Source organism: Streptomyces sp. NPDC033221 (assembly GCF_055577005.1).
The window spans coordinates 35,781-57,263 of record NZ_JBVIQN010000007.1 but is presented as its reverse complement, the minus strand read 5'-3'; the positions used below and the strand labels follow the sequence as shown (position 1 = coordinate 57,263).

Sequence of the window (21,483 nt, the reverse complement as noted above, 5' to 3'; positions counted from 1 at the left end):
ACCGAGCGACTCCGCGCGCCGCGCCTGACGGTAAATCACGCTACTGTTCTGCCGGGTTGACTGTCAAGGAACTTGATGCATTCCGGGCGGGCCGGCCAAGAGAGACATGGAGACCCGACTGTGAAACTGCACCACCTCGCCCGGGCGGCGGCCCGGCGCACTCCGGACGCCCTCGCCGTCAGCGGTCCGGACGGGTCGGCGAATTACGCACAACTGGACGCCTGGGCGGACGGACTCGCCCGTGAACTCGCCGCCCGGGGCGTGCGCGCGGGCGACCGGGTCGGCATCTGGCTCGACAAGTCGGTGGCGGCCGTCGCCCTCATGGAGGCCACCCTGCGGCTGGGCGCCGCATATGTGCCGCTCGACCCGCAGGCACCGCCGGCACGGGTGGCCAAGCTGGTCGGGAATTTCGCTCCGGCTCTGGTGGCGGCCCCTGCGCAGCGGGCCGCAACCTTGGCCGAACACGGGGTCACGGCCCCGCTGATGACCACCTGGCCGGACGGCGGCGACTGGAGTGACCTGCCCGCCGGAGCGGTGCGGCCCGGCCCGGACGTGCCGGAGCCGGACATCACCGACGACGACCTCGCCTTCATCCTGTACACGTCCGGATCCACCGGTGAGCCCAAGGGCGTGTGCCACAGTCACAACAGTGCGTGGGCCTGGGTGGAATGGGCCGCGGAAGCGGAGGGCGCCACGGCCGCCGACCGCCATTCCAATCACGCTCCTTTTCATTTCGACATGACGGTGATCGACGTTTACGTCCCGTTCTCCGTCGGCGGTTCCGTGCATCTCGTGCCGCCGGAGACGGCATACAACGCGAAGGCGCTGGTGCGCTTCCTCACCGACCACGAAATCACCGTCTGGTATTCGGTGCCGGCGGCCCTGATGCTGATGATGCGGCACGGCGGTCTGCTGGAAACCGGGGTGCCGTCGCTGCGCAGTCTGCTGTTCGCCGGCGAGTCCTTTCCGATCGGTCCGCTGCGACAGCTCCGGCGGCATTTCCCGGACGTCCGGTTCATGAATCTCTACGGCCCCACGGAGACCACCGTCTGCACGGCCCACGAGGTCGGTGACATTCCGGACGACCGGCTGCTGCCGGTACCGATCGGCGGGCCGGTCTGCGGGGACACCGTCGTCGCGGTACGGCCCGACGGGCAGCCGGCCGGGCCCGGCGAGGAGGGTGAGCTGATCGTCACCGGGCCGAGCGTGATGCTCGGCTACTGGGGCCGTCCGCCGGTCACCGACCGGACCTACGCCACCGGGGACATCGCGCTCGTCCTGGACGACGGCACCTTCCAGTTCGTCGGCCGCCGCGACGCGATGGTCAAGGTCCGCGGCAACCGCGTGGAGCTGGGCGAGGTGGAGGCCGTGCTGCAGAGCCACGAGGGGGTCGCCGAGGCCGCCGCCGTGGTGCGCGGCACCGGCATCGACGCCGCCGTGGTGGCGTACGTGGTCGCCGCGGACGCTCACGATCCCTCGCTCATCGACCTCAAGCGGCACTGTGCCCGGCAGCTGCCGCGGTACGCGATCATCGAGACCGCGTACCGGCTGCCGTCCCTGCCGCGCAACGCCAACGGCAAGGTCGACCGCCGGGTGCTGACCGAACGCGCCGCCGCGGAGGCGGACGGGACGCCCGCTCCCGCGTGAGCCCGGGTGGCGGGCGCGGTGGGCGCGGTGTCCGTGCGGCGGCGCACGGTCACCGGCCCGCCGAGCCCGCGCCGAGCGTGCACGGCCGCGCCGCCGGAAAGCCGTCCCGCTCCGCGCCGTCCGGTTCCGGCTCGTACAGGTCCGGCTCAGACGGCTCTGCCTCGTACGCGGCATCGCCGTAGGCACTCCGTACCCACGACTCCTGGTAGATCGTGTCCAGATAGCGCTCCCCCAGGTCGGGCGAGATCGCCACGGCCGTGACGGGGTCGCCGGAGCGGTGGGCGGCCAGCCAGCGCCGCGCCCCGGCGACGACCGTCCCGGTGGACCCGCCGAACAGGAAACCGGCCGCGGCCAGCCGGTGGCAGGTCCGCACGGTCTCCGGCTCCGGCACGATCACCACGTCGTCCACCAGGGAGAGGTCGAGCTGCGGCGGCCGGACGCCCGCGCCCAGCCCCGGGATCATCCGGGTGCGCGGCGGCCCGCCGAAGGTCACCGAACCGGCCGCGTCGACCGCGACCACGGTCACCGGGCGCGTCCACTGCCGGAAGAAGCGGGCGCACCCCATCAGCGTGCCGGTGGTGCCCGCGCCGACGAAGAGCACGTCCAGGTCCGGGAACTGCCGGGCTATCGCGGGTGCGGTGGTGTGCTGGTGGGCGAGGGCGTTGTACGGGTTGGTGTACTGGTTCAGCCAGACGTACCGGGGGTCGGAGGCGCACAGTTCCCGGACGTACCGCAGCCGCGCCCCGAGGTAACCGCCGTCGTCGTCGGCCCGGTTGACCGAGTGCACCTCGGCGCCCATGGCCTCCATCAGCCGCCGGGTGCCGAGGTTGCAGCGCGCGTCGGTCACGCACCGGAACCGGTAGCCCTTGTCCGCCGCGATCATGGCGAGGGCCACGCCCAGGTTCCCGGACGACGACTCCACCAGCACCGATCCCTCGCGCAGCGCGCCGGACCGTTCGGCCGCCTCCACCATCGCGGCGGCGGCCTTGAGCTTGACCGACCCGGCGAAGTTGAAGCCCTCGCACTTCAGGTGCAGTGCGGTGCCCAGCACCGGGCGCAGGTCGACGTACAGGTCGTCGGTGTTGAACTCCTGGGGAGAGGTGATCACCGGCACCGCGGCCACCCCGCCTCACGCATGGCCGCCCCCGGCCTGCCCGCCGTCCGCCGGGCCGGGCGTCTTCCCCGGGTCGTCGCCGTAGCGGCTGGTCTCGTGGAAGAAGTCGTCGACGACCTTGAGGGTGCCCGCCGCGGCCACCTGCTCGTACACGTACTTGCCCACCGCGAGGTCCAGGACGCCCAGCCCGAACGGTGAGAAGATCACGGTCCGGTCGGCGGGCAGGGCGACCCGGCCGGACATGACGTCGTACAGCGTGCCGTCGATGAAGCCCCGGTTCCCGGCCTGCTGTTCGGCGAGGTGCGGCGAGGTGTCGGCCTTCAGGCAGTGCTCGATGTCGTCGACGACGTTGGCCGACTCCAGGATGATGCCGGGCGCCAGGTCGCGCAGCGACACATGCAGCACGACGGGATGGTGGGCGAACCATTTGGCGTCGGTGACGTGCGGGGTGCCCGCGACGGTCGCGAACACCACCAGGTCGCTGGATCTGATCAGGTCCTCGGCCCGCTCGTGCACGGTGACCTGCCCGGTGGCGCCGCTGCGCTCCAGGTACGAGCGGAAGCCGCCCGCGTGCTCCAGGTCGAGGTCGTGCACGCCCACCTCGTCGAAGGTCCAGCCCGCGCCGTGCAGATAGGTGTGGAGGTAGCGGGCGATGAAGCCGGTGCCGAAGAAGCCGATGCGGCGCGGCCGGCCGCGCTCCTTGGTCAGTACGTCGGCCGCGAGGGCGGCGGAGGCCGCGGTGCGCGCGGCGCTGATGATGGAGCTCTCCATGCAGGCGATCGGGTAGCCGGTGGCCTGGTCGTTGAGCACGAGGACGGCGGAGGCGCGCGGGATGCCCGCTTCGATGTTCTCCGGGAAGCTGGAGATCCATTTGATGCCGTCGACCTTGCTCTGACCGCCGATGGAGGCGGGCAGCGCGATGATGCGCGAGGCGGGCCGGTCGGGGAAGCGCAGGAAGTACGACGGCGGGTTGACCGTGTCGCCTTCGCCGTGCACGCGGTAGGCCTCTTCGATCAGCGCGATGACGCGTTCCTCCTGCCCGGTGAGCACCTGGTGCACCTGGGAGCCGGGGACGACGGCGAAGGGGGGAATCCGGACGGTCATGAGGGAGCGCGGCTCCGTTTCTCCGAGGGGTCGGTGGGGGGGCGTTCAGGAGTGGGTGGGCGAGCAGTCGGCGAGCCGTACCGGGGTGCCGAGGACCATGCCCGTCTCGCGCGGCCCGGTGAAGGGCTCGCGGCTGTGCGCCATCCGGATGTTGTCGACGAGCAGCACGTCGCCGGCCTGCCACGGCTCGCGCAGGGTGGCCGCCTCGTAGACCTCGTTGACGGTCGCGACGGTGTCCGGGTCGAGGGGGGTGCCGTCGCCGTGCCAGGTGTTGAATGCCAGGCCGTCCCGGCCGAGCTGGCGCACCAGGTAGTCGCGGATGGCCGGTTCCATGGTCCACTCGCTCAGGAACGCGATCTGGTTGAACCAGACCCGGTCGCCGGTCAGCGGGTGGCTGATCACCGCGGAACGGCGCTGGCGGGTGCGCAGGCTGCCGTCCGGCTGCCAGTCGAAGGTGATGCCGTTGGCCTCGCCGTACGCCTCGGCCGCCGCGCGGTCCTCGGTGCCGAACGCCTCCGTCCAGCCCACGCCGACCACGCTGTTGTACGAGCGGGTCAGCTCCCAGCCCTCCGCGGTGAACCGCTCGACGATGGAGGCGGGCAGGTCGGCGAGGATGCGGCGGGCGTCGGCGAGCCCGGTGACGCCGCCGGTGGCGGGCGGGGTGAAGCAGCCGATGGCCAGCAGACGGGGGAACTCCCGTGCGTAGCTCAGCTCGTGGTGCATGCACATCGGCTGGTCCGGCGGCCATTCCAGGGAGGAGAACACCGGGCCGCCGAGCGGGCGGCGGTGCGCGAACGCCTCGCGTTCCGGCACGGTGGGGCCGGTCAGCGGACCGGCCAGCCGTCCCAGCGCGGCGGCGTCGCGTACGCCCAGGCCGCGTACGAGGACGGCGCCGTGGCGCAGCAGCACGGCCTCCAGAGCCGGGCCGTGCTCGGCGGCCCAGTCGGCGAGGCCGGCGGCCGCGACCGGTGCGTCCGCGTGCAGGACCGGCGGCTTGCCGGGGGCGAGTTCGAGGGCGGCCTCAAGGCCCGTGGCCGGGTCGGGGGCCGGTACGGCGTCGGTGGCGGTGGCGGGCGGCTGTGTCATGCGCTGATGTCCTTCTGCTGGTCGTTCTCGTCCATGGCCGCGGCGAGGTCGGACAGGACCGGAAGCCGGACGATGTCCTCCAGCGCCACCGCGTCCCCGATGGCCACACCCAGCCGTACGGCGGACAGCGAGGTGCCGCCGGACTCGAAGAAGTGCTGGCCGCGGCCGATGCTCTCGACGGGTATCCGCAGTACGTCCGCCCACAGCCGGGCCAGCCGGCGCTCCGTGCCGGTCCGCGGCGCGTCCGCGTCCGTCCCGGCGCCGGACGCGGTGCGGGCCGCGGCCAGTTCACCGGCGTGCCGGACCAGGGCCTTGCGGTCGGTCTTGCCGTTGCCGGTCAGCGGCAGGGCCGGCAGGTGGTGGAAGAACTGGGGGACCATGTACGCGGGCAGGGCGTCGCCCAGCGGCCGCCGGATCGCCGCCTCGTCGAGCGGGGTGTCGGCGGCGTAGCAGGCGACGAGGTGTTTTCCGTGGTCGGGGCTCTCCAGCACCACGACGGCGGCGTCCCGCACGCCGGGCACCCGCAGCAGCCGGTTCTCGATCTCGCCGATCTCGATGCGGAATCCGCGGATCTTGGTCTGGGCGTCCCGGCGGCCGAGGAACTCCAGGCTGCCGTGCGGCAGCCACCGGCCGATGTCGCCGGAGCGGTAGAGCCGTTCGCCCGGCCGGTGCGGGTCGGTGCCGAACGCGGCGGCGGTGCGCTCGGGGTCGTTGATGTAGCCGCGGCCGACGCAGACGCCGGAGAAGACGATCTCGCCGGGCGCGCCGAGCGGTACGGGGTTCAGTTCCTCGTCCACGACGTAGACCCGGACGTTGTTGACCGCCGGGCCGAGCGGCACCCGGTCCTGCCGCGGTACCCGGTCCATCACCTCGTGGTTGGTGTCGTCGGAGGTCTCGGTGAGGCCGTAGGCGTTGACCAGCTTGATCCCGGGGTACGCCGCGAACCAGCGCTCGACCAGTTCCTTCTTCAGCGCCTCGCCGGTCGCCGAGACGCTGCGCAGCCGGCCCAGGGGCCGCGGCCGCTCCTCCAGGTAGGTGAGCATCACCTCCAGGTAGGACGGCACCACCTGGAGGACCTCCACGTCCCCCGCGACGACGCTGTCCACGTAGCGCCGTACGTCGAGGATGTCCCGCTGCCCGATGATCCGCGTACGGCCGCCCACGAGCAGGGCGCTGACGAGCTGCCACAGTGAGATGTCGAAGCACTGCGGCGCGGTCTGCGCGACGACCTGCTCCGGGCCGATCTCCAGGTCGTCGATCTTCGCGAAGAGGTGGTTGACCAGGCCCGCGTGCTCGCACATCGCGCCCTTGGGCTCGCCGGTCGAGCCGGAGGTGAAGTAGATGTACGCGAGCTGTCCGGCGGTGACGGGCACGCCGGGGTCGGTGTCGTCCGCGCCGTCGGCGGCCGCCTCGGTCAGCTCGGTGACCGGCAGACGCGTGGTGCCGCCGGGGCCGGTCAGCGCCTCGTCGAGGGTGGCGGTGGCGCCGGGTTCGGTGAGCACGAAGCGGCAGGCGCTGCGGGTGAGCATCGCGGTGATGCGGCCGGCCGGGAAGTGCGGTTCGACGGGCAGGTAGGCGCCGCCCGCCTTGAAGACGCCGAGCGTCGCGGCCAGCCAGTCGAGGTTGCGTTCGGTGACCACGGCCACCACGTCCTCGGGTTGCAGGCCGCGGCGCAGCAGGCCGTGGGCGACGCGGTTGGCCCGGCGGTTGAGTTCGCCGTATGTCCAGGACGTGCCGTCGTGCTCGGCGGCCGTCCGGCCGGGGTGCAGCCGTACCCGTTCCTCGAACAGTTCGTGCACGCGCCGGTCGGGTACCGAGCGCTCCGGGCCCGCCAGCCCGTCGATCTGGTGCGCCAGTTCGTCCGTGGACAGCAGGCTCTGCCGGTGGTGGGCGGCCCGCGGATCGGCGGCCAGGTGTTCCAGGGCCGCCAGGTGGTAACCGGCGATCCGCTCCGCGTACGGCGGGTCGACCAGGTCGCCGCGGCCGTCCAGCCGCAGGTGCAGTCCGTCCTCCGGCGTACCGCCGAAGGCGACGCGCAGCACGAGGTCCGGGCCGGCGTCGGCCAGGTCCTTGGGTTCGGGGCCGGACGGCCCGGACGGCTCGCCGAGCGCGGAGAGGTCGCACACCACCTCGTACCGCTGCGCCGGGTCCGCGGTGCCGCCCGGCTCGCCGGCCGCGCGGTGGGCCGCCAGCACCAGCCGCTCCCAGTCGCCGTCCGCCACCGGCACCCGGCACGGCCGGTGCGCGCCGCCGTCGCCGGGCGCGGCCCGGCCCGTCAGGACGTCCGTCTCGCCGGTGAGCGCCGACAGCACCTTGGCGTGCGCCGCGAGCAGGACGGCGCCGACGGGCACACCGAGCCGGCCGGCGAGCCCGGTGAGCGCCGGGGCCAGGGCGTCGGGGACCCGGCACGTGTACACGGTGGCGGGCCCGCCGTCCTGCCGCGGCCCGGTGAGCCATCGCGGGATGGCGGTAGCGGTCCCGGATCCGCCGGGGGAGCCGGTGTCTGTCGGTGTGCCCATGTTCTCTGTGCCTTCGCCGGAGGGGTGGTGACCGGGGGCGCCGCGCGCGGCGGCCGCCCCCGTGGCTGTTGCGCTCTGCGGACGGGGATCAGGAACCGGCGGCCGCCATGGCCTCGGCCAGGCTCGCCGGGCGCATGTCCGTCCAGTGCTCTTCGACGTGGGCGAGGCAGGCCTCCCGGGTGTCCGCGGTCTTGGCGACGGTCCAGCCGTCGGGGACCTCGATGGACGCGGGCCAGAGGGAGTGCTGCCGCTCGTCGTTGACGAGCACGAGGTAGCTGGCGTCCGGGTTCTCGAACGGGTTCGTCATGTTCGGGTCCTCACTTGTTTCTCGGTGGTCGGGCGGCGCCGGGAGGGGCGCCGCCCGGTCGTGCGTGGCGGGGTCAGGTCCGGTCGGTGGGCCGCGGCATCCGGCGCAGGGCGGGCCGCCTGGCCGCCTTCTTCGGCGCCGCCGCCAGGCGTTCGACCAGTCCTGCGACGGTCGGCGCCTCGAAGACGGTGCCGATGGCGACCTCCGTGCCCAGTGCCGCGCGGATGCGGCTGACCAGGCGGGTGGCGAGCAGGGAGTGCCCGCCGAGGTCGAAGAAGCTGTCGTCGATGCCGACCCGGTCCACGCCCAGCACCTCGGCGAACAGGCCGCAGAGGGTGGTCTCCTGCTCGGTACGGGGCTTGCGGCCGCCTGCCGTGGCCGCGTACTCGGGTACGGGCAGGGCCTTGCGGTCCAGCTTGCCGTTGGGCGTCAGCGGCAGCCGGTCCAGGACCATGACGGCGGACGGAACCATGTACTCCGGCAGGCGTTCCGCCAGGCGTGCGCGGGCCGCCTTCACGACGGCGCCGATGCCGCGGGCCGCGACCGGGTTGTTGGTCCACGGGCCGCCGGTGGCGGCGGGCACGTACACGCCCGACAGGGCCGCGCCCACCGCGTCCTCCGTGTCCGTCGGGAGAATGACCGCGTCGAACAGGGCCACCGACCGCGCCGACCAGGTGGGAATGACCTGGAGCCCGTGCTCCCGCCCCCGTTCCACCAGCTCCTGCGGATCGACCGGGGCCCCGCCGAAGTCCTCGGCGGCCAGGCCGTCCAGCGCCCGTTCCGCCGCCACTTCGGCGACCAGCCTCGCGCTGGGAATCCCGGTGACGCGCAGCGGCCCGTCCGCGGCCGGGAGCGCGCCGAGGTCCAGCTCCGGGCTCCACGCCACCTGCCGTGCTCCGGCGACGTCCACGACCCGCTCGGGCGTCTTGTGCAGCACCACCTCGTAACGGTGCCGCGTCAGCTCGTTGTGGTACGCACCCGGCTTGAGCCGGATGTCCAGCGCGCCCACCCGCTCGTCCCGGGCAGCCAGTTCCGCGAAGAACTCCGGTGCCGTGACCAGCTCCTTCTCCAGCAGCACGGCCCGGTCGACCACCGCACGCGCCGACGCGCCGCGCCCGGCGTGGACGGCCGCGTGCAGGGCCCGCAGCGAACCGGCGTGCCGCACGTCGCCGATGACCAGGCGGCCGCCGGGCGCCAGCAGCCCCAGCGCCTGGTCGACGACCTTGGCCAGGTACGCGTCGTCCGGGAAGTACTGGATCACCGAGTTGATCAGTACGGTGTCGAACGTGCCGGCCGGCAGGCCGTCCGTCACATCGGCGGCCTGGCAGCGCAGGTGCACCCGGTCGGCGAGGCCCGCGGCCCGGATCTGGCCGGTCAGCCGCTCGATGACGGCGCCGGACAGGTCGGTGCCCCAGTACGCGTCCACGTGCCCGGCCAGGTGCCCCATGAGCAGGCCGGATCCGACACCGATCTCCAGCACGCGCGAGCCGCCGAAGTCCCGTACCCGGTCCACGATCGCGTCCCGCCAGGCCCGCATCTCGTCCAGCGGGATCGGCTCACCCGTGTACGAGCTGTCCCAGCCGGAGAAGTCCTCACCGAACCCGAAGGTCGCGCCGCCCGGCCCGGAGTAGACCGAGTCGTAGATCTCCCGCCACTCCCCCACCTGCGCGTCGATGCCGGAGGCGGCTTCCTCGACGACTCCCGCCACCGCGGCGGCGGCCAGGTCGGGCACGACGTACGCGGCGAGGCGCTGGTCGCCGGGGGCGTCCTCGCGGGCCAGTACGACGGCCTGCCGTACGCCCTCGGAGGCGGTCAGCAGCGACTCGATCTCCCCGGGCTCGATACGGAAACCACGGACCTTGACCTGCTCATCGGCCCGGCCCAGGTACTCCAGCTGCCCATCGGCGCGCCAGCGTGCGAGGTCGCCGGTGCGATACATCCGCTCGCCGGGCTCGAACGGCGAAGCCACGAACCGCTCAGCCGTCAGCCCAGGCCGACCCGCGTACCCACGCGCCAGCCCCGCACCCGACGCGTACAGCTCGCCCGCGACCCCCACCGGCACCGGCCGCAGCGCCGCATCCAGCACATACGCCTTGGTGTTGGTCACCGGGCGGCCGATCGGCACCACGTCGCCGGTGAACGTGTCACTCATGGACACACAGACCGTGGACTCCGTCGGGCCGTACGCGTTGACGACCTTGCGGCCGCCGGCCGACCAGTGGGCCACCAGCTCGGGCGGCGCCGCCTCGGCGCCCACGACCAGGCAGGCGAAGTCCGTCAGCGCGGCGCCGGCGCCCGTGGGCAGGGTGGCCACCACCGACGGCGGGATCAGCGCGTGGGTGATGCGCCGGTCGGCGAGCACGCCCTGCAGCGCCTCCCCCACCAGACGCCCGCCCTCCGGCACCACCAGCGTGGCGCCCGGCGCGAAGGCGACGACCAGTTCCCAGACGGCGGCGTCGAAGCTGGGCGAGGCGAACTGGAGGACCCGGCTGCCGGCGGACACGCCCAGCCGCTCCAGCTGGGTATGCGCCAGGCTCGCCACGCCGCGGTGGGAGACCATGACACCCTTGGGCAGGCCGGTGGAGCCCGAGGTGTAGATGACGTACGCCGGGTTCTCCGGGGCGACGTGCACACCCGGGCCGGTCTCCGGGAAGCCCGACAGATCCTGGCGCACCGCCGCTTCGTCCAGCACCAGCACCGGAGCCGCGTCGGCCAGCATGTAGCGGCGGCGCTCCTCCGGGTACTCCGGGTCCACCGGCACGTACGCGCCACCGGCCCTCAGTACGGCGAGGACCGCCACCACCATGTCGGCGGACCGGGGCAGCTCCACCCCCACCAGCTTCTCCGGGCCCACGCCCTGGCCCCGCAGCCAGTGCGCCAGCCGGTTCACCCGGGCGTCCAGCTCCCCGTAGGTGAGCGACAGGTCACCGGCGACCAGTGCCACCGCGTCCGGGTCCCGGCGGGCGTGCCCGGCGACGAACCCGGCGAGGGTGGTGCCGGGCACCTCGGCGGCCGTCCGGTTCCAGCCGGACACCACCTGGCCGCGCTCGGTGCCGGACAGCAGCTCCACCTGGCCGACGGGCAGCGACGGGTCGGCCGTCACCTGCTCCAGCAGCCGTACCCAGCGATCCAGCAGCCTCTCGACCGTGGCCCGGTCGAAGAGGTCGGTGGAGTACTCGACGGTGGCGGTGACGCCCTGTTCGCCGCTGCTCTCGTCCAGGCTGAGCAGCATGTCGAAGCGGGACCTGCCGATGCCGACCGCTTCCGGGCTGACGCGCAGGCCGGGCAGCTCGAAGTCGCTGCGGGGCGTGTTCTGGAGGACCAGGGCGACCTGGAAGAGCGGGTGGTGCGCGGTGGAGCGCTGCGGGTTGAGCAGCTCCACCAGGTGCTCGAAGGGAACGTCCTGGTGCGCATACGCCGCGAGGCTCGACTCCCGCACCCGGCCCAGCAGTTCACCGAAACTCGGGTCCCCGGACGTATCCGTCCGCAGCACGAACGTATTCACGAACAACCCCACCAAGTCGTCCAGCGCCTCATCCGTACGCCCCGCCACACCACTACCCAGCGCGATATCCGTCCCCGCACCCAGCCGCGTCAGCAACGCCGCCATACCGGCCTGAAGCACCATGAACACCGTCGCGTTCGAGCGGCGGGCCAGCGCCACCAGGCGCTGGTGCAGCTCCGCGGACAGCTCGTAATCGAGGTGGGTGCCCTCGTACGAGGCGACCGCCGGGCGCGGCCGGTCGGCGGGGAACGTCACCTGCTCCGGCACCCCCGCCAACTGCCGCCGCCAGTAGGCGACCTGCTGGGTGTAGATGCTCTGCGGGTCGCTCTCGTCGCCGAGCAGTTCGCGCTGCCACAGCGTGTAGTCCGCGTACTGCACCGGCAGCTCGGCCCACTGCGGCGCGGCGCCGCCGGCACGCGCGGTGTAGGCGGTCGCGAAGTCGCGCGCGATCGGGCCCATCGACCAGCCGTCCCCCGCGATGTGGTGGACGAGCAGCAGCAGGACGCCGACCCGCGGCCCGGTGCGGAAGAGCCAGGCGCGTACCGGGATCTCCCCGGCCAGGTCGAAGCCGTACCTGGCCGCCGCGTCGAGGGCGGCCGGCAGCTCCGCCTCGGTGACCGTACGGGTCTCCCACGCGAAGTCCGCCTCGGCCGGGCCCAGCACCCGCTGGTGCGGCTCGCCGTCGGTCTCCGGGAAGACCGTGCGCAGCGTCTCGTGCCGCCCGATCACGTCCCGCAGTGCCGCGTGCAGCGCGTCCGCGTCCAGGTCGCCGGTCAGGCGCAGCGCCAGCGGCATGTTGTACGTAGCTGTGCGGCCCTCCAGCTGGTGGAGGAACCACAGGCGGCGCTGCGCGAAGGACAGCGGCACCGCGTCCGGGCGCACCATCGGGGCCAGGGCCGTACGGGTGCGGCCGTTGTCGGTGAGGCGGGCCGCCAGCCCGGCGACGGTCGGCGCCTCGAAGACCGTGGCGATCGGCACCTCGATGCCCAGGCTGCCGCGGATGCGGCTGACCAGGCGGGTGGTGAGCAGCGAGTGGCCGCCCAGGTCGAAGAAGCCGTCGTCGATGCCGACCCGGCCCACGCCCAGCACCTCGGCGAACAGGCCGCACAGGACCTCTTCCTGCGGGGTGCGCGGAGCGCGGCCGCCCGGGGTGGCGGCGTACTCGGGTACGGGCAGGGCCTTGCGGTCCAGCTTCCCGTTGGGCGTCAGCGGCAGCCGGTCGAGGACCATCACCGCCGACGGGACCATGTACTCCGGCAGCCGCTGCGTCAGATGCTCGCGGGCCGCTTCGACGACCGCGCCGATGCCCTTGGCGGCCACCGGGTGGTTCGTCCAGGGGCCGCCGGCGGCGGCGGGCACGTACACGCCCGTCAGGGCGGCGTCGTCCGTGTCGCCGGGGAGGACCACGGCGTCGAAGAGGCCCGTCGACCGCGCCGACCAGGTGGGGATCACCCGCAGGCCGTGCTCCCGGCCCCGCGTGACCAGGTCCTCGGGGTCGATGGCGGCACCGGCTCCGAACCCTTCGGCATCCAGCCCGTCGAGGGCGCGCTCGGCCGCCACCTCGGCGGCCAGGCGGGCGTTGGGTATGCCGGTCAGGCGCAGCGGGCCCTCGGGCAGCTGTCCCAGGTCGAGGCCGGCGGTCCATGCCACCTGCCGGGCCCCGGAGACATCCACGACCTGAGCGGGCGCCTTGTGCAGCACCACCTCGTAACGGTGCCGCGTCAGCTCGTTGTGGTACGCGCCCGGCTTGAGCCGGATGTCCAGCGCGCCGATCCGGTCGTCGTCCGCCGCCAGCCCGGCGAAGAACTCCGGAGCCACGACCAGTTCCTTCTCCAGCAGGACGGCCCGGTCGACGACGGTACGCGCCGCGGCGCCGCGCCCGGACTGCACCGCGGCCCGCAGGGCCCGCAGCGACCCGGCGTGCCGCACATCGCCGACGACCAGCCGGCCGCCGGGCGCGAGCAGGTCCAGCGCCTGGCCGACCACGCGGGCCAGGTACGTCCCGTCCGGGAAGTACTGCACCACGGAGTTGATCAGCACGGTGTCGAAGTGACCGGCCGGCAGACCGTCCACGTCATCGGCCGCCTGGCTGCGCAGCCGTACCCGGTCGCCCAGCCGCGCCTCGGCCACCTGCCCCCTCAGCCGCTCGATGACGGCGGCCGACAGGTCCGTACCCCAGTACTCGTCCACGTCCCCGGCCAGGTGCGCCATCAGCAGGCCGGACCCGACGCCGATCTCCAGCACGCGACGGCCGCCGGACTCCCGCACGCGGTCCACGACCGCGTCCCGCCAGGCCCGCATCTCGCCGAGGGGGATCGGCTCGCCGGTGTACGAGCTGTCCCAGCCGGAGAAGTCCTCGCCGAAGGCGGCCGGTTCGCCGGCCCCCGGACCGGAGTACACCGAGTCGTAGATCTCCCGCCACTCCTCGACCTGGTCCCGCGCGGCCACGTCCGTACCGGCCCGCGCGGCCACGTCCAGGTCCGGCACCACGTACGCGGCCAGCCGCTGGTCACCCGGGGTGTCCTCGCGGGCCACCACGACGGCCTGCCGCACGCCTTCCGAAGCGGTCAGCAGCGCCTCGATCTCGCCGGGCTCGATGCGGTAGCCGCGCAGCTTGACCTGCTCGTCGGCGCGGCCGGCGAACTCCAGCTGCCCGTCGGCGCGCCAGCGCACCAGGTCACCGGTCCGGTACATCCGCGCGCCCGGTACGAACGGGCAGGCGACGAACCGTTCCGCGGTCAGACCCGCCCGCCCCACGTAACCGCGCGCCACCTGGACGCCGGTCACGTACAGCTCACCGACCACACCCACCGGCACCGGCCGCAGGCCCGCGTCCAGGACGAAGACCCGGGTGTTCCACATGGGCCGGCCGATCGGTACGGCGTGACCGCCGTCGTCCTCGCCCGTCCAGACGGCGGAGGCGACCTGGATGGTCATCTCTGTCGGCCCGTACAGGTTGGACAGCTCGCTGCCCCACGCCGTGCTGATCCGCGCGGCCAGGTCGGGGCGCAGCGCCTCGCCGCTGGACCAGATGCGGCCGACCGCGTGCGAGGCGGGCGGCTCGGGCAGGTTGGCCAGCAGGGACGGCGGGAACTGGGCGACGGTGACGCCGTTCTCCGCGATGTGGGCGACCAGCCGCTGCGGGTCGCGGACCACGTCGGCGGGCGCCACGCTGATCGCCGCGCCGGACAGCAGCGGGAACCAGATCTCCAGGCCCACCGAGTCGAACCGCACCGACGTACGGAACAGCAGGACGTCGCCGGGGCCCACCGGGTAGGTGGCCCGCATCCACTGGAGGTTGTTGGCCAGGCCGCGGTGCTCGACCAGTACGCCCTTGGGGCGGCCCGTGGAGCCGGAGGTGTAGATGACGTACAGCGGGCTGGCGGGGGTCAGCGGCGAGGTGCGCTCGCGGTCCGTCACGTTGTCCGCGGCGTGCCGGGCGACGGCCGCGACGGTCTCCGGGTCGTCGAGGACGACGGCGGGTATGCCCGCGGCGGCGGTGTCCAGGCCACTGTCCCGGGCGACGAGCGCCAACTGCGGCCGGGCGTCGCGGAGCGTGGACAGCAGCCGCTCGGCCGGGTCGTCCGGGTCGAGCGGCAGATAGGCGCCACCGGCCTTGAGGACGCCGAGGAGGGCGACGACGGTCTCCGCGGAGCGGGGCAGCGCGACCGCGACCAGCCGCTCGGGGCCGACGCCGAGTCCGGTGAGGTGCCGGGCGAGGCGGTTGGCCCGCGCGTTCAGCTCGGCGTAGGTGAGCGCCGTGCCGCCGTACCGTACGGCGGTGGCCTCGGGCGTCCGCGCGACCTGCGCCTCGACCAGGTCGACCAGGGTGCCCGGGTGGACGTCGGCCGTGGTCTCGTTCCAGTCCGCCAGCAGCTGCCGGCGCTCCTGCCCGGTGAGCAGGTCGGCTTGGCTGATCAGCCGGTCCGGCGTGGTGAGCGCCTGTTCCAGCAGGCGGATCCAGCGGGCGACGAGGCTGTCGACGGTGGACCGGTCGAAGAGGTCGGTGGCGTACTCGACCAGCGTCTCGATGCCGGCCGGACGGCCCGCCGCGTCGTACCGCTCGGTGAGCGAGAGCAGCATGTCGAAGCGTGCGGTGCCCGCGTCCACCTCCTCCATCCGCACCCGCAGACCGGGCAGGGTGAAGTCGCCCTGGTCGGTGTTCTGGAGGACGAGGGCGACCTGGAAGAGCGGGTGGTAGGCGGTGGAGCGCTGCGGATTCAGCTGCTCCACCAGGTGCTCGAACGGCACGTCCTGGTGCGCATACGCCGCGAGGCTCGACTCCCGCACCCGGCCCAGCAGTTCACCGAAACTCGGGTCCCCGGACGTATCCGTCCGCAGCACGAACGTATTCACGAACAACCCCACCAGGTCGTCCAGCGCCTCATCCGTACGCCCCGCCACACCACTGCCCAGCGCGATATCCGTCCCCGCACCCAGCCGCGTCAGCAGCGCCGCCATACCGGCCTGGAGCGCCATGAAGACCGTCGCGCCCGAGGCGCGGGACAGGTCCGCCAGCCGCTGGTGCAGCGCGGCATCGATGGTGAACTCCGCGTACGAGCCCTCGTACGAGGCGACCGCCGGGCGCGGCCGGTCGGCAGGGAACGTCACCTGCTCCGGCAGGCCGGCCAGTTGGGTGCGCCAGTAGGCGACCTGGCGGCTGAACAGGCTGTCCGGGTCGGCCTCGTCGCCGAGCAGTTCGCGCTGCCAGAGCGTGTAGTCCGCGTACTGCACCGGCAGTTCCGGCCACTGCGGAGCCGCGTCTTGGACGCGGGCCGTGTACGCGGCGACCACGTCACGCGCCAGCGGGCCCATCGACCAGCCGTCGCCCGCGATGTGGTGCAGCAGGAGCAGCAGCACACTGTCCTGCGCCCCGGCCTCGAAGAGCCAGGCGCGTACCGGCGGCTCACCGGCCAGATCGAAGCCGTACCGGGCGGCTTCCTCCATGGCCGACGGCAACTCCGCCTCATCGACCGTGCGGCGCTCCCACGCGAAGCCCGCCTCGGCCACGTCCAGCACCCGCTGGTACGGCTCGCCGTCGGTCTCCGGGAAGACCGTACGCAGCGACTCGTGCCGCCCGATCACATCCCGCAGTGCCGCGTGCAGTGCTTCCGTGTCCACGGTGCCGGTCAGGCGCAGCGCCAGCGGCATGTTGTACGTGGCGGACGGGCCCTCCAGCTTGTGCAGGAACCACAGGCGGCGCTGGGCGGACGACAGCGGTACCCGCTCGGGGCGCGCCGTCCGGGTCAGCGCGGTACGGGTCCGGCCGCCGGGCGTCAGCCGTGCCACCAGTCCCGCGACGGTCGGTGCCTCGAACACGTCCTTGATCGGCAGCTCCGCGCCGAGGACGCTGCGGATGCGGCTGACCAGGCGGGTGGCGAGCAGGGAGTGCCCGCCGAGGTCGAAGAAGCTGTCGTCGATGCCGACCCGGTCCACGCCCAGTACCTCGGCGAACAGGCCGCACAGGACTTCTTCCTGCGGGGTACGGGGCTTACGGCCGTCCGCGGTGGCGGCGTACTCGGGTACGGGCAGGGCCTTGCGGTCCACCTTGCCGTTCGGGGTCAGCGGCAGCCGGTCCAGGACCATGACGGCGGACGGAACCATGTACTCCGGCAGCCGCTCGGCCAGCCGCGCACGGGCCGCCTTCACGACCGCGCCGATGCCACGGGCCGCGACCGGGGTATTGGTCCAGGGACCGCCGGTGGTGGCGGGCACGTACACGCCTGACAGCGCGGCGTCGTCCGCGCCGTCCGGCAGTACGACGGCTTCGAACAGTGCCACCGACCGCGACGACCAGGTGGGCACGATCCGGCGCCCGTGCGCGCGGCCCCGCGCGACCAGGTCCTCCGGGTCGACGGCTGTGCCGCCCGCGCACTCCTCGGCGTCCAGCCCGTCCAGCGCCCGCTCCCTGGCCGCCTCGGCGACCAGGCGGGCGTTGGGTATGCCGGTCAGGCGCAGCGGGCCCTCGGGCAGCCGGCCCAGGTCAAGATCGTCCGTCCATACCAGCTGACGTACCGAAGCCACGTCCACGACCTGAGCGGGCGCCTTGTGCAGCACGACCTCGTAGCGGTGGCGCGTCAGCTCGTTGTGATACGCCCCCGGCTTCAGCCGGATGTCCAGCGCGCCGATCCGGTCGTCACCCGCCGCGAGCCCGCTGAAGAACTCGGGGGCGGCGACGAGTTCCTTCTCCAGCAGCACGGCGCGGTCCACCGCCGCCCGCGCAGCAGCCCCGCGACCGGCGTGCACCGCAGCGTGCAGCGCGCGCAGCGACCCGGCGTGCCGCACATCGCCGATGACCAGGCGGCCGCCGGGCGCGAGCAGCCCAAGCGCCTGGTCGATGACCTTGGCCAGGTACTCCCCGTCCGGGAAGTACTGCACCACGGAGTTGATCAGTACGGTGTCGAAACAGCCGGACGGCAGGCCGTCCACGTCATCGGCCGCCTGGCTGCGCAGCCGTACCCGGTCGCCCAGGCCCGCCTCGGCCACCTGCGCCGACAACCGGTCGATGACGGCGGCGGACAGGTCCGTGCCCCAGTACTCGTCCACGTCCTGCGCGAGGTGGGCCATCAGCAGACCGGCACCCACGCCGATCTCCAGCATCCGGCGGCCACCGAAGTCCCGTACCCGGTCCACGATCGCGTCGCGCCAGGCCCGCATCTCGCTCAGCGGGATCGGCTCGCCGGTGTACGAGCTGTCCCAGCCCGCGAAGTCCTCACCGAAGCCGATGCCCTTGCTGCCCGTCTCGGCGTACACCGAGTCGTAGATCTCCCGCCACTCCTCGACCTGCGCCTCGGCGTCCACGCCGGCGCCGGCTCGGGCAGCCGCGTCCAGGTCCGGCACGACATACGCGGCCAGCCGCTGGTCGCCCGGGACGTCCTCGCGGGCCACCACCACGGCCTGCCGCACGCCGTCCGAGGCCGTCAGCAGCGACTCGATCTCCCCGGGCTCGATACGGAAGCCACGGACCTTGACCTGCTCGTCCGCACGGCCCAGGTACTCCAGCTGACCGTCCGCGCGCCAGCGTGCGAGGTCGCCGGTGCGATACATCCGCTCGCCGGGCTCGAAGGGCGAGGCCACGAACCGCTCAGCCGTCAGCCCGGGGCGCTTCGCGTATCCACGCGCCAGCCCTGCCCCCGACACGTACAGCTCACCCGCCACACCCACCGGCACCGGCCGCAGTGCCCCATCCAGCACGTACACGCGCGTGTTGCTGACGGGGTGGCCGATCGGCGCCACCGTCTCATCCGTGGTCCCGCTCATCGAGACGCACACCGTCGACTCCGTCGGACCGTACGCGTTGACGACCTCGCGGCCACCCACGGCCCACCGGGAGATCAGCTCCGGCGGCACCGCCTCACCCGCCAGCGCCACCGCCTTCAACTCCGGCAGCCCGCTCTCCGAACCATGCGGAAGCGCCCCCAACACCGACGGCGGCAGCGTCACATGGGAAACCCGCTGCTCGGCCAGCACCGCCTGCAACGCCTCGCCGACCAGCCGGCCCTCCTCCGGCACCACCAGCGTGGCGCCCGAGGAGAACGCCATCACCAGCTCCCACCACGCCGCATCGAAGCTCGGCGAAGCGAACTGGAGCACCCGGCTGTCCGCCGTCACACCCAACCGCTGGACCTGCGCCTGCGCCAGGCTGGCCACACCACGGTGGGAGACCACGACGCCCTTGGGCAGACCGGTCGAGCCGGACGTGTAAATCACGTACGCCGGGTGGTCCAAGGCGACGCGCACACCCGGGTCGGTCTCCGGGAAGCCCGACAGATCCTGGCGCACCGCCGCCTCGTCCAGCACCAGCACCGGGGCCGCGTCGGCCAGCATGTAGCGGCGGCGCTCCTCCGGGTACTCGGGGTCGACGGGGACGTACGCGCCGCCGGCCTTGTGAACGGCGAGCACCGCCACCACCATCTCGACCGAGCGCGGCAGCAGCACCCCGACCAGCTTCTCCGGACCCACGCCCTGCCCCCGCAGCCAGTGCGCCAGCCGGTTGGCCCGTGCGTCCAGCTCCGCGTAGGTGACCGTCCGGTCCCCCGCCGCGAGGGCCACCGCGTCCGGGGTGCGGCGGGCGTGGGCCGTGAATTCCTCGGCCAGTGTCACGGCGGGCACCTCGGCCGTGGTGCCGCTCCAGCCGGTCAGCAGCGTCTCGCGCTCGTCGCCGGACAGCAGTTCCACCTGTCCGAGGCGCAGCGACGGGTCGGCCGTCACCTGCTCCAGCAGCCGTACCCAGCGGTTCAGCAGTCCCTCGACCGTCGCGGGGTCGAACAGCTCGGTGGCGTACTCGACAACGGTCTCGATGCCCGAGGTGCCGTGTACGTCCTCGTGGCGTTCGAACATCTCGACGAGCATGTCGAACCGGGAGGTGGCCGTGGAGACGAATTCGCTGCGGACGTCGAGGTCCGGCAGGCGGAAGGACTCCTCCGGGGTGTTCTGGAGGACCATCGCCACCTGGAACAGCGGGTGGTGGGAGCCGGAGCGGTGCGGGTTGAGCAGTTCCACCAGGTGCTCGAACGGTACGTCCTGGTGCTCGTACGCGGCGAGGCTGGTCTCGCGGACCCGGCCGAGGAGTTCTTCGAAGGTGGGGTCGCCGGAGGTGTCCGTCCGCAGGACGAACGTGTTCACGAAGAGGCCGACCAGATCTTCGAGGGCTTCGTCGGCGCGGCCGGCGACGCCGTTGCCGAGCGGGATGTCGGTTCCGGCGCCGAGGCGGGTCAGCAGGGCCGCCATACCGGCCTGGAGGACCATGAAGACGGTGGTGTTCGACTGCCGGGCCAGTGCGACCAGGCGCTGGTGCAGGTCACCGCCGAGGGTGAACTCCAGGTGGGCGCCGTCGTAGGAGGCCACCGCGGGGCGCGGGCGGTCGGTGGGGAAGCTCACCAGGTCGGGCAGGCCGTCCAGCCGGTCGCGCCAGTAGCCCACCTGGCGGCTGACGAGGCTGTCCGGGTCGCTCTCGTCGCCGAGCAGTTCGCGCTGCCACAGGGTGTAATCGGCATACTGGACGGGGAGCGCGGACCACTGGGGTGCGGTGCCGTCGGCGCGGGCGGTGTACGCGGCCAGGACGTCGCGGGCGAGGGGCGCCAGGGACCAGCCGTCGCCCGCGATGTGGTGCAGCAGCAGCTGGAGCACGCTCTCGTCGTCGGACAGCCGGAACAGCCAGGCCCGGACCGGGACCTCGGCGGCGAGGTCGAAGCCGTACCGGGCCGACTCGTCGAGCGCTTCGGTCAGTTCGTCGGCCGTGACCCGGCGGTGTTCCCAGGCGAAGTCCGCGTCGGCGGCGTCCAGCACCACCTGCCGCGGCTCACCGTCCACCTCGGGAAAGACCGTACGCAGCGTCTCGTGCCGGGCCATCACGTCCCGCAGCGCGGCACGCAGCGCCTCCGCGTCCACCTTGCCCGTCAGCCGCAGCGTCAGCGGCATGTTGTACGTCGCCGACGGACCCTCCAGCTTGTGCAGGAACCACAGCCGGCGCTGGGCGAACGACAGCGGCAGTCGCTCGGGGCGCGCCATCGGGGCCAGCGCCGCGCGCTGGTCGCCCTCGCCGGCCTCCGCGCCGAGGCGCCGGGCCAGTGCGGCGGGCGTCGGATGCTCGAACACGTCCTTGATCGGGGGCTCGGCGCCCAGTACGCCGCGGATGCGGACCAGCAGCCGGATCGCGGACAGCGAGTGGCCGCCGAGCGCGAAGAAGTCGTCGTGCGGGCCGACCTGTGGCACACCCAGCACCTCGGCGAAGAGAGCGCACAGCGTCTCCTCGCGCGACCCGGCCGGCCCGCCGGCCGCTCCGGGAGCGGTCGGGTCCGGTGTCGACGATGGCGTGGCGTCCAACTTCTCGCTCGCTTTCCTGGCGTTCTCAAGTCCCCGCGGCGGCCGCGTGGTTGCGCACGGCGGCCGGTCTGCGGAGGGCAGGGCCGATCGGTTGTCTGTGGGGCGGGAGCCGTCCTGTGGACGGCGGACGCCGGGCGGCGGTCTGCGAAGGGTCGGGGGTCCGGCCGGCCGGGCAGGGCGCCACGGAACACTGGTTCATACGTTCGGGTACGGATGCGGAACAGCCGTACGGACAGGGGGAAGACGCGGGGGCACCGGGCGGGCCCGCGGCAAGGAAGCGTCGGGTCGGCGCCCGCGGGCGGCCGCACGCGGGTGCCGGGCCGGCGTTACCCGGGACGGTTCGACGAACGCGGCGCCGTACTGGAATCCACCTGCG

The 21,483-nt window shown here is 73.3% G+C and carries 7 protein-coding genes; 1 reads left to right on the top strand and 6 read right to left on the bottom strand.

All coding sequences use genetic code 11. The features are described 5' to 3' along the window. Nucleotides 1-120: 120 nt before the first annotated feature. The gene (locus ACZ53K_RS11210) at nt 121-1,647 is read left to right on the top strand and encodes an amino acid adenylation domain-containing protein (protein WP_468834071.1); all 1,527 of its coding nucleotides are present in this window, start codon (nt 121-123) and stop codon (nt 1,645-1,647) included. Nucleotides 1,648-1,696: 49 nt separating this feature from the next. On the opposite strand, the gene sbnA is transcribed toward ACZ53K_RS11210, so the two are convergent. The 6 genes from sbnA to ACZ53K_RS11180 all read right to left on the bottom strand — a co-directional run bounded on the left by sbnA (nt 1,697) and on the right by ACZ53K_RS11180 (nt 21,107). Then, nucleotides 1,697-2,761: a 2,3-diaminopropionate biosynthesis protein SbnA gene (gene sbnA, locus ACZ53K_RS11205; RefSeq protein ID WP_468834069.1), complete on the bottom strand. Its 1,065-nt coding sequence runs from the start codon at nt 2,759-2,761 to the stop codon at nt 1,697-1,699. A 15-nt stretch (nt 2,762-2,776) separates the two neighbouring features. After that, nucleotides 2,777-3,865 (bottom strand): 2,3-diaminopropionate biosynthesis protein SbnB, encoded by a 1,089-nt coding sequence (gene sbnB / locus ACZ53K_RS11200; protein ID WP_468834066.1) that lies wholly within the window; start codon nt 3,863-3,865, stop codon nt 2,777-2,779. Nucleotides 3,866-3,910: 45 nt separating this feature from the next. Continuing rightward, on the bottom strand, nt 3,911-4,951 hold the full coding sequence (locus ACZ53K_RS11195; protein ID WP_468834064.1) for a TauD/TfdA family dioxygenase: 1,041 nt from the start codon (nt 4,949-4,951) through the stop codon (nt 3,911-3,913). Next, nucleotides 4,948-7,470, bottom strand: coding sequence for a non-ribosomal peptide synthetase (locus ACZ53K_RS11190; protein ID WP_468834061.1), 2,523 nt, complete (start codon nt 7,468-7,470; stop codon nt 4,948-4,950). The genes ACZ53K_RS11195 and ACZ53K_RS11190 overlap by 4 nt, the downstream gene beginning before the upstream one ends. 88 nt (nt 7,471-7,558) lie before the next feature. Beyond that, nucleotides 7,559-7,777: an MbtH family protein gene (locus ACZ53K_RS11185; protein WP_468834058.1), complete on the bottom strand. Its 219-nt coding sequence runs from the start codon at nt 7,775-7,777 to the stop codon at nt 7,559-7,561. 73 nt (nt 7,778-7,850) lie between these two features. Next, the gene (locus ACZ53K_RS11180; protein WP_468834056.1) at nt 7,851-21,107 is read right to left on the bottom strand and encodes an amino acid adenylation domain-containing protein; all 13,257 of its coding nucleotides are present in this window, start codon (nt 21,105-21,107) and stop codon (nt 7,851-7,853) included. Nucleotides 21,108-21,483: the final 376 nt, after the last annotated feature.

Coding starts and splice junctions, on each gene's coding strand:
- ACZ53K_RS11195 (WP_468834064.1), bottom strand. CDS start 4,951: ATGACACAGCCGCCCGCCACCGCCACCGACGCCGTACCGGCCCCCGAC.
- sbnB (WP_468834066.1), bottom strand. CDS start 3,865: ATGACCGTCCGGATTCCCCCCTTCGCCGTCGTCCCCGGCTCCCAGGTG.
- ACZ53K_RS11185 (WP_468834058.1), bottom strand. CDS start 7,777: ATGACGAACCCGTTCGAGAACCCGGACGCCAGCTACCTCGTGCTCGTC.
- ACZ53K_RS11190 (WP_468834061.1), bottom strand. CDS start 7,470: ATGGGCACACCGACAGACACCGGCTCCCCCGGCGGATCCGGGACCGCT.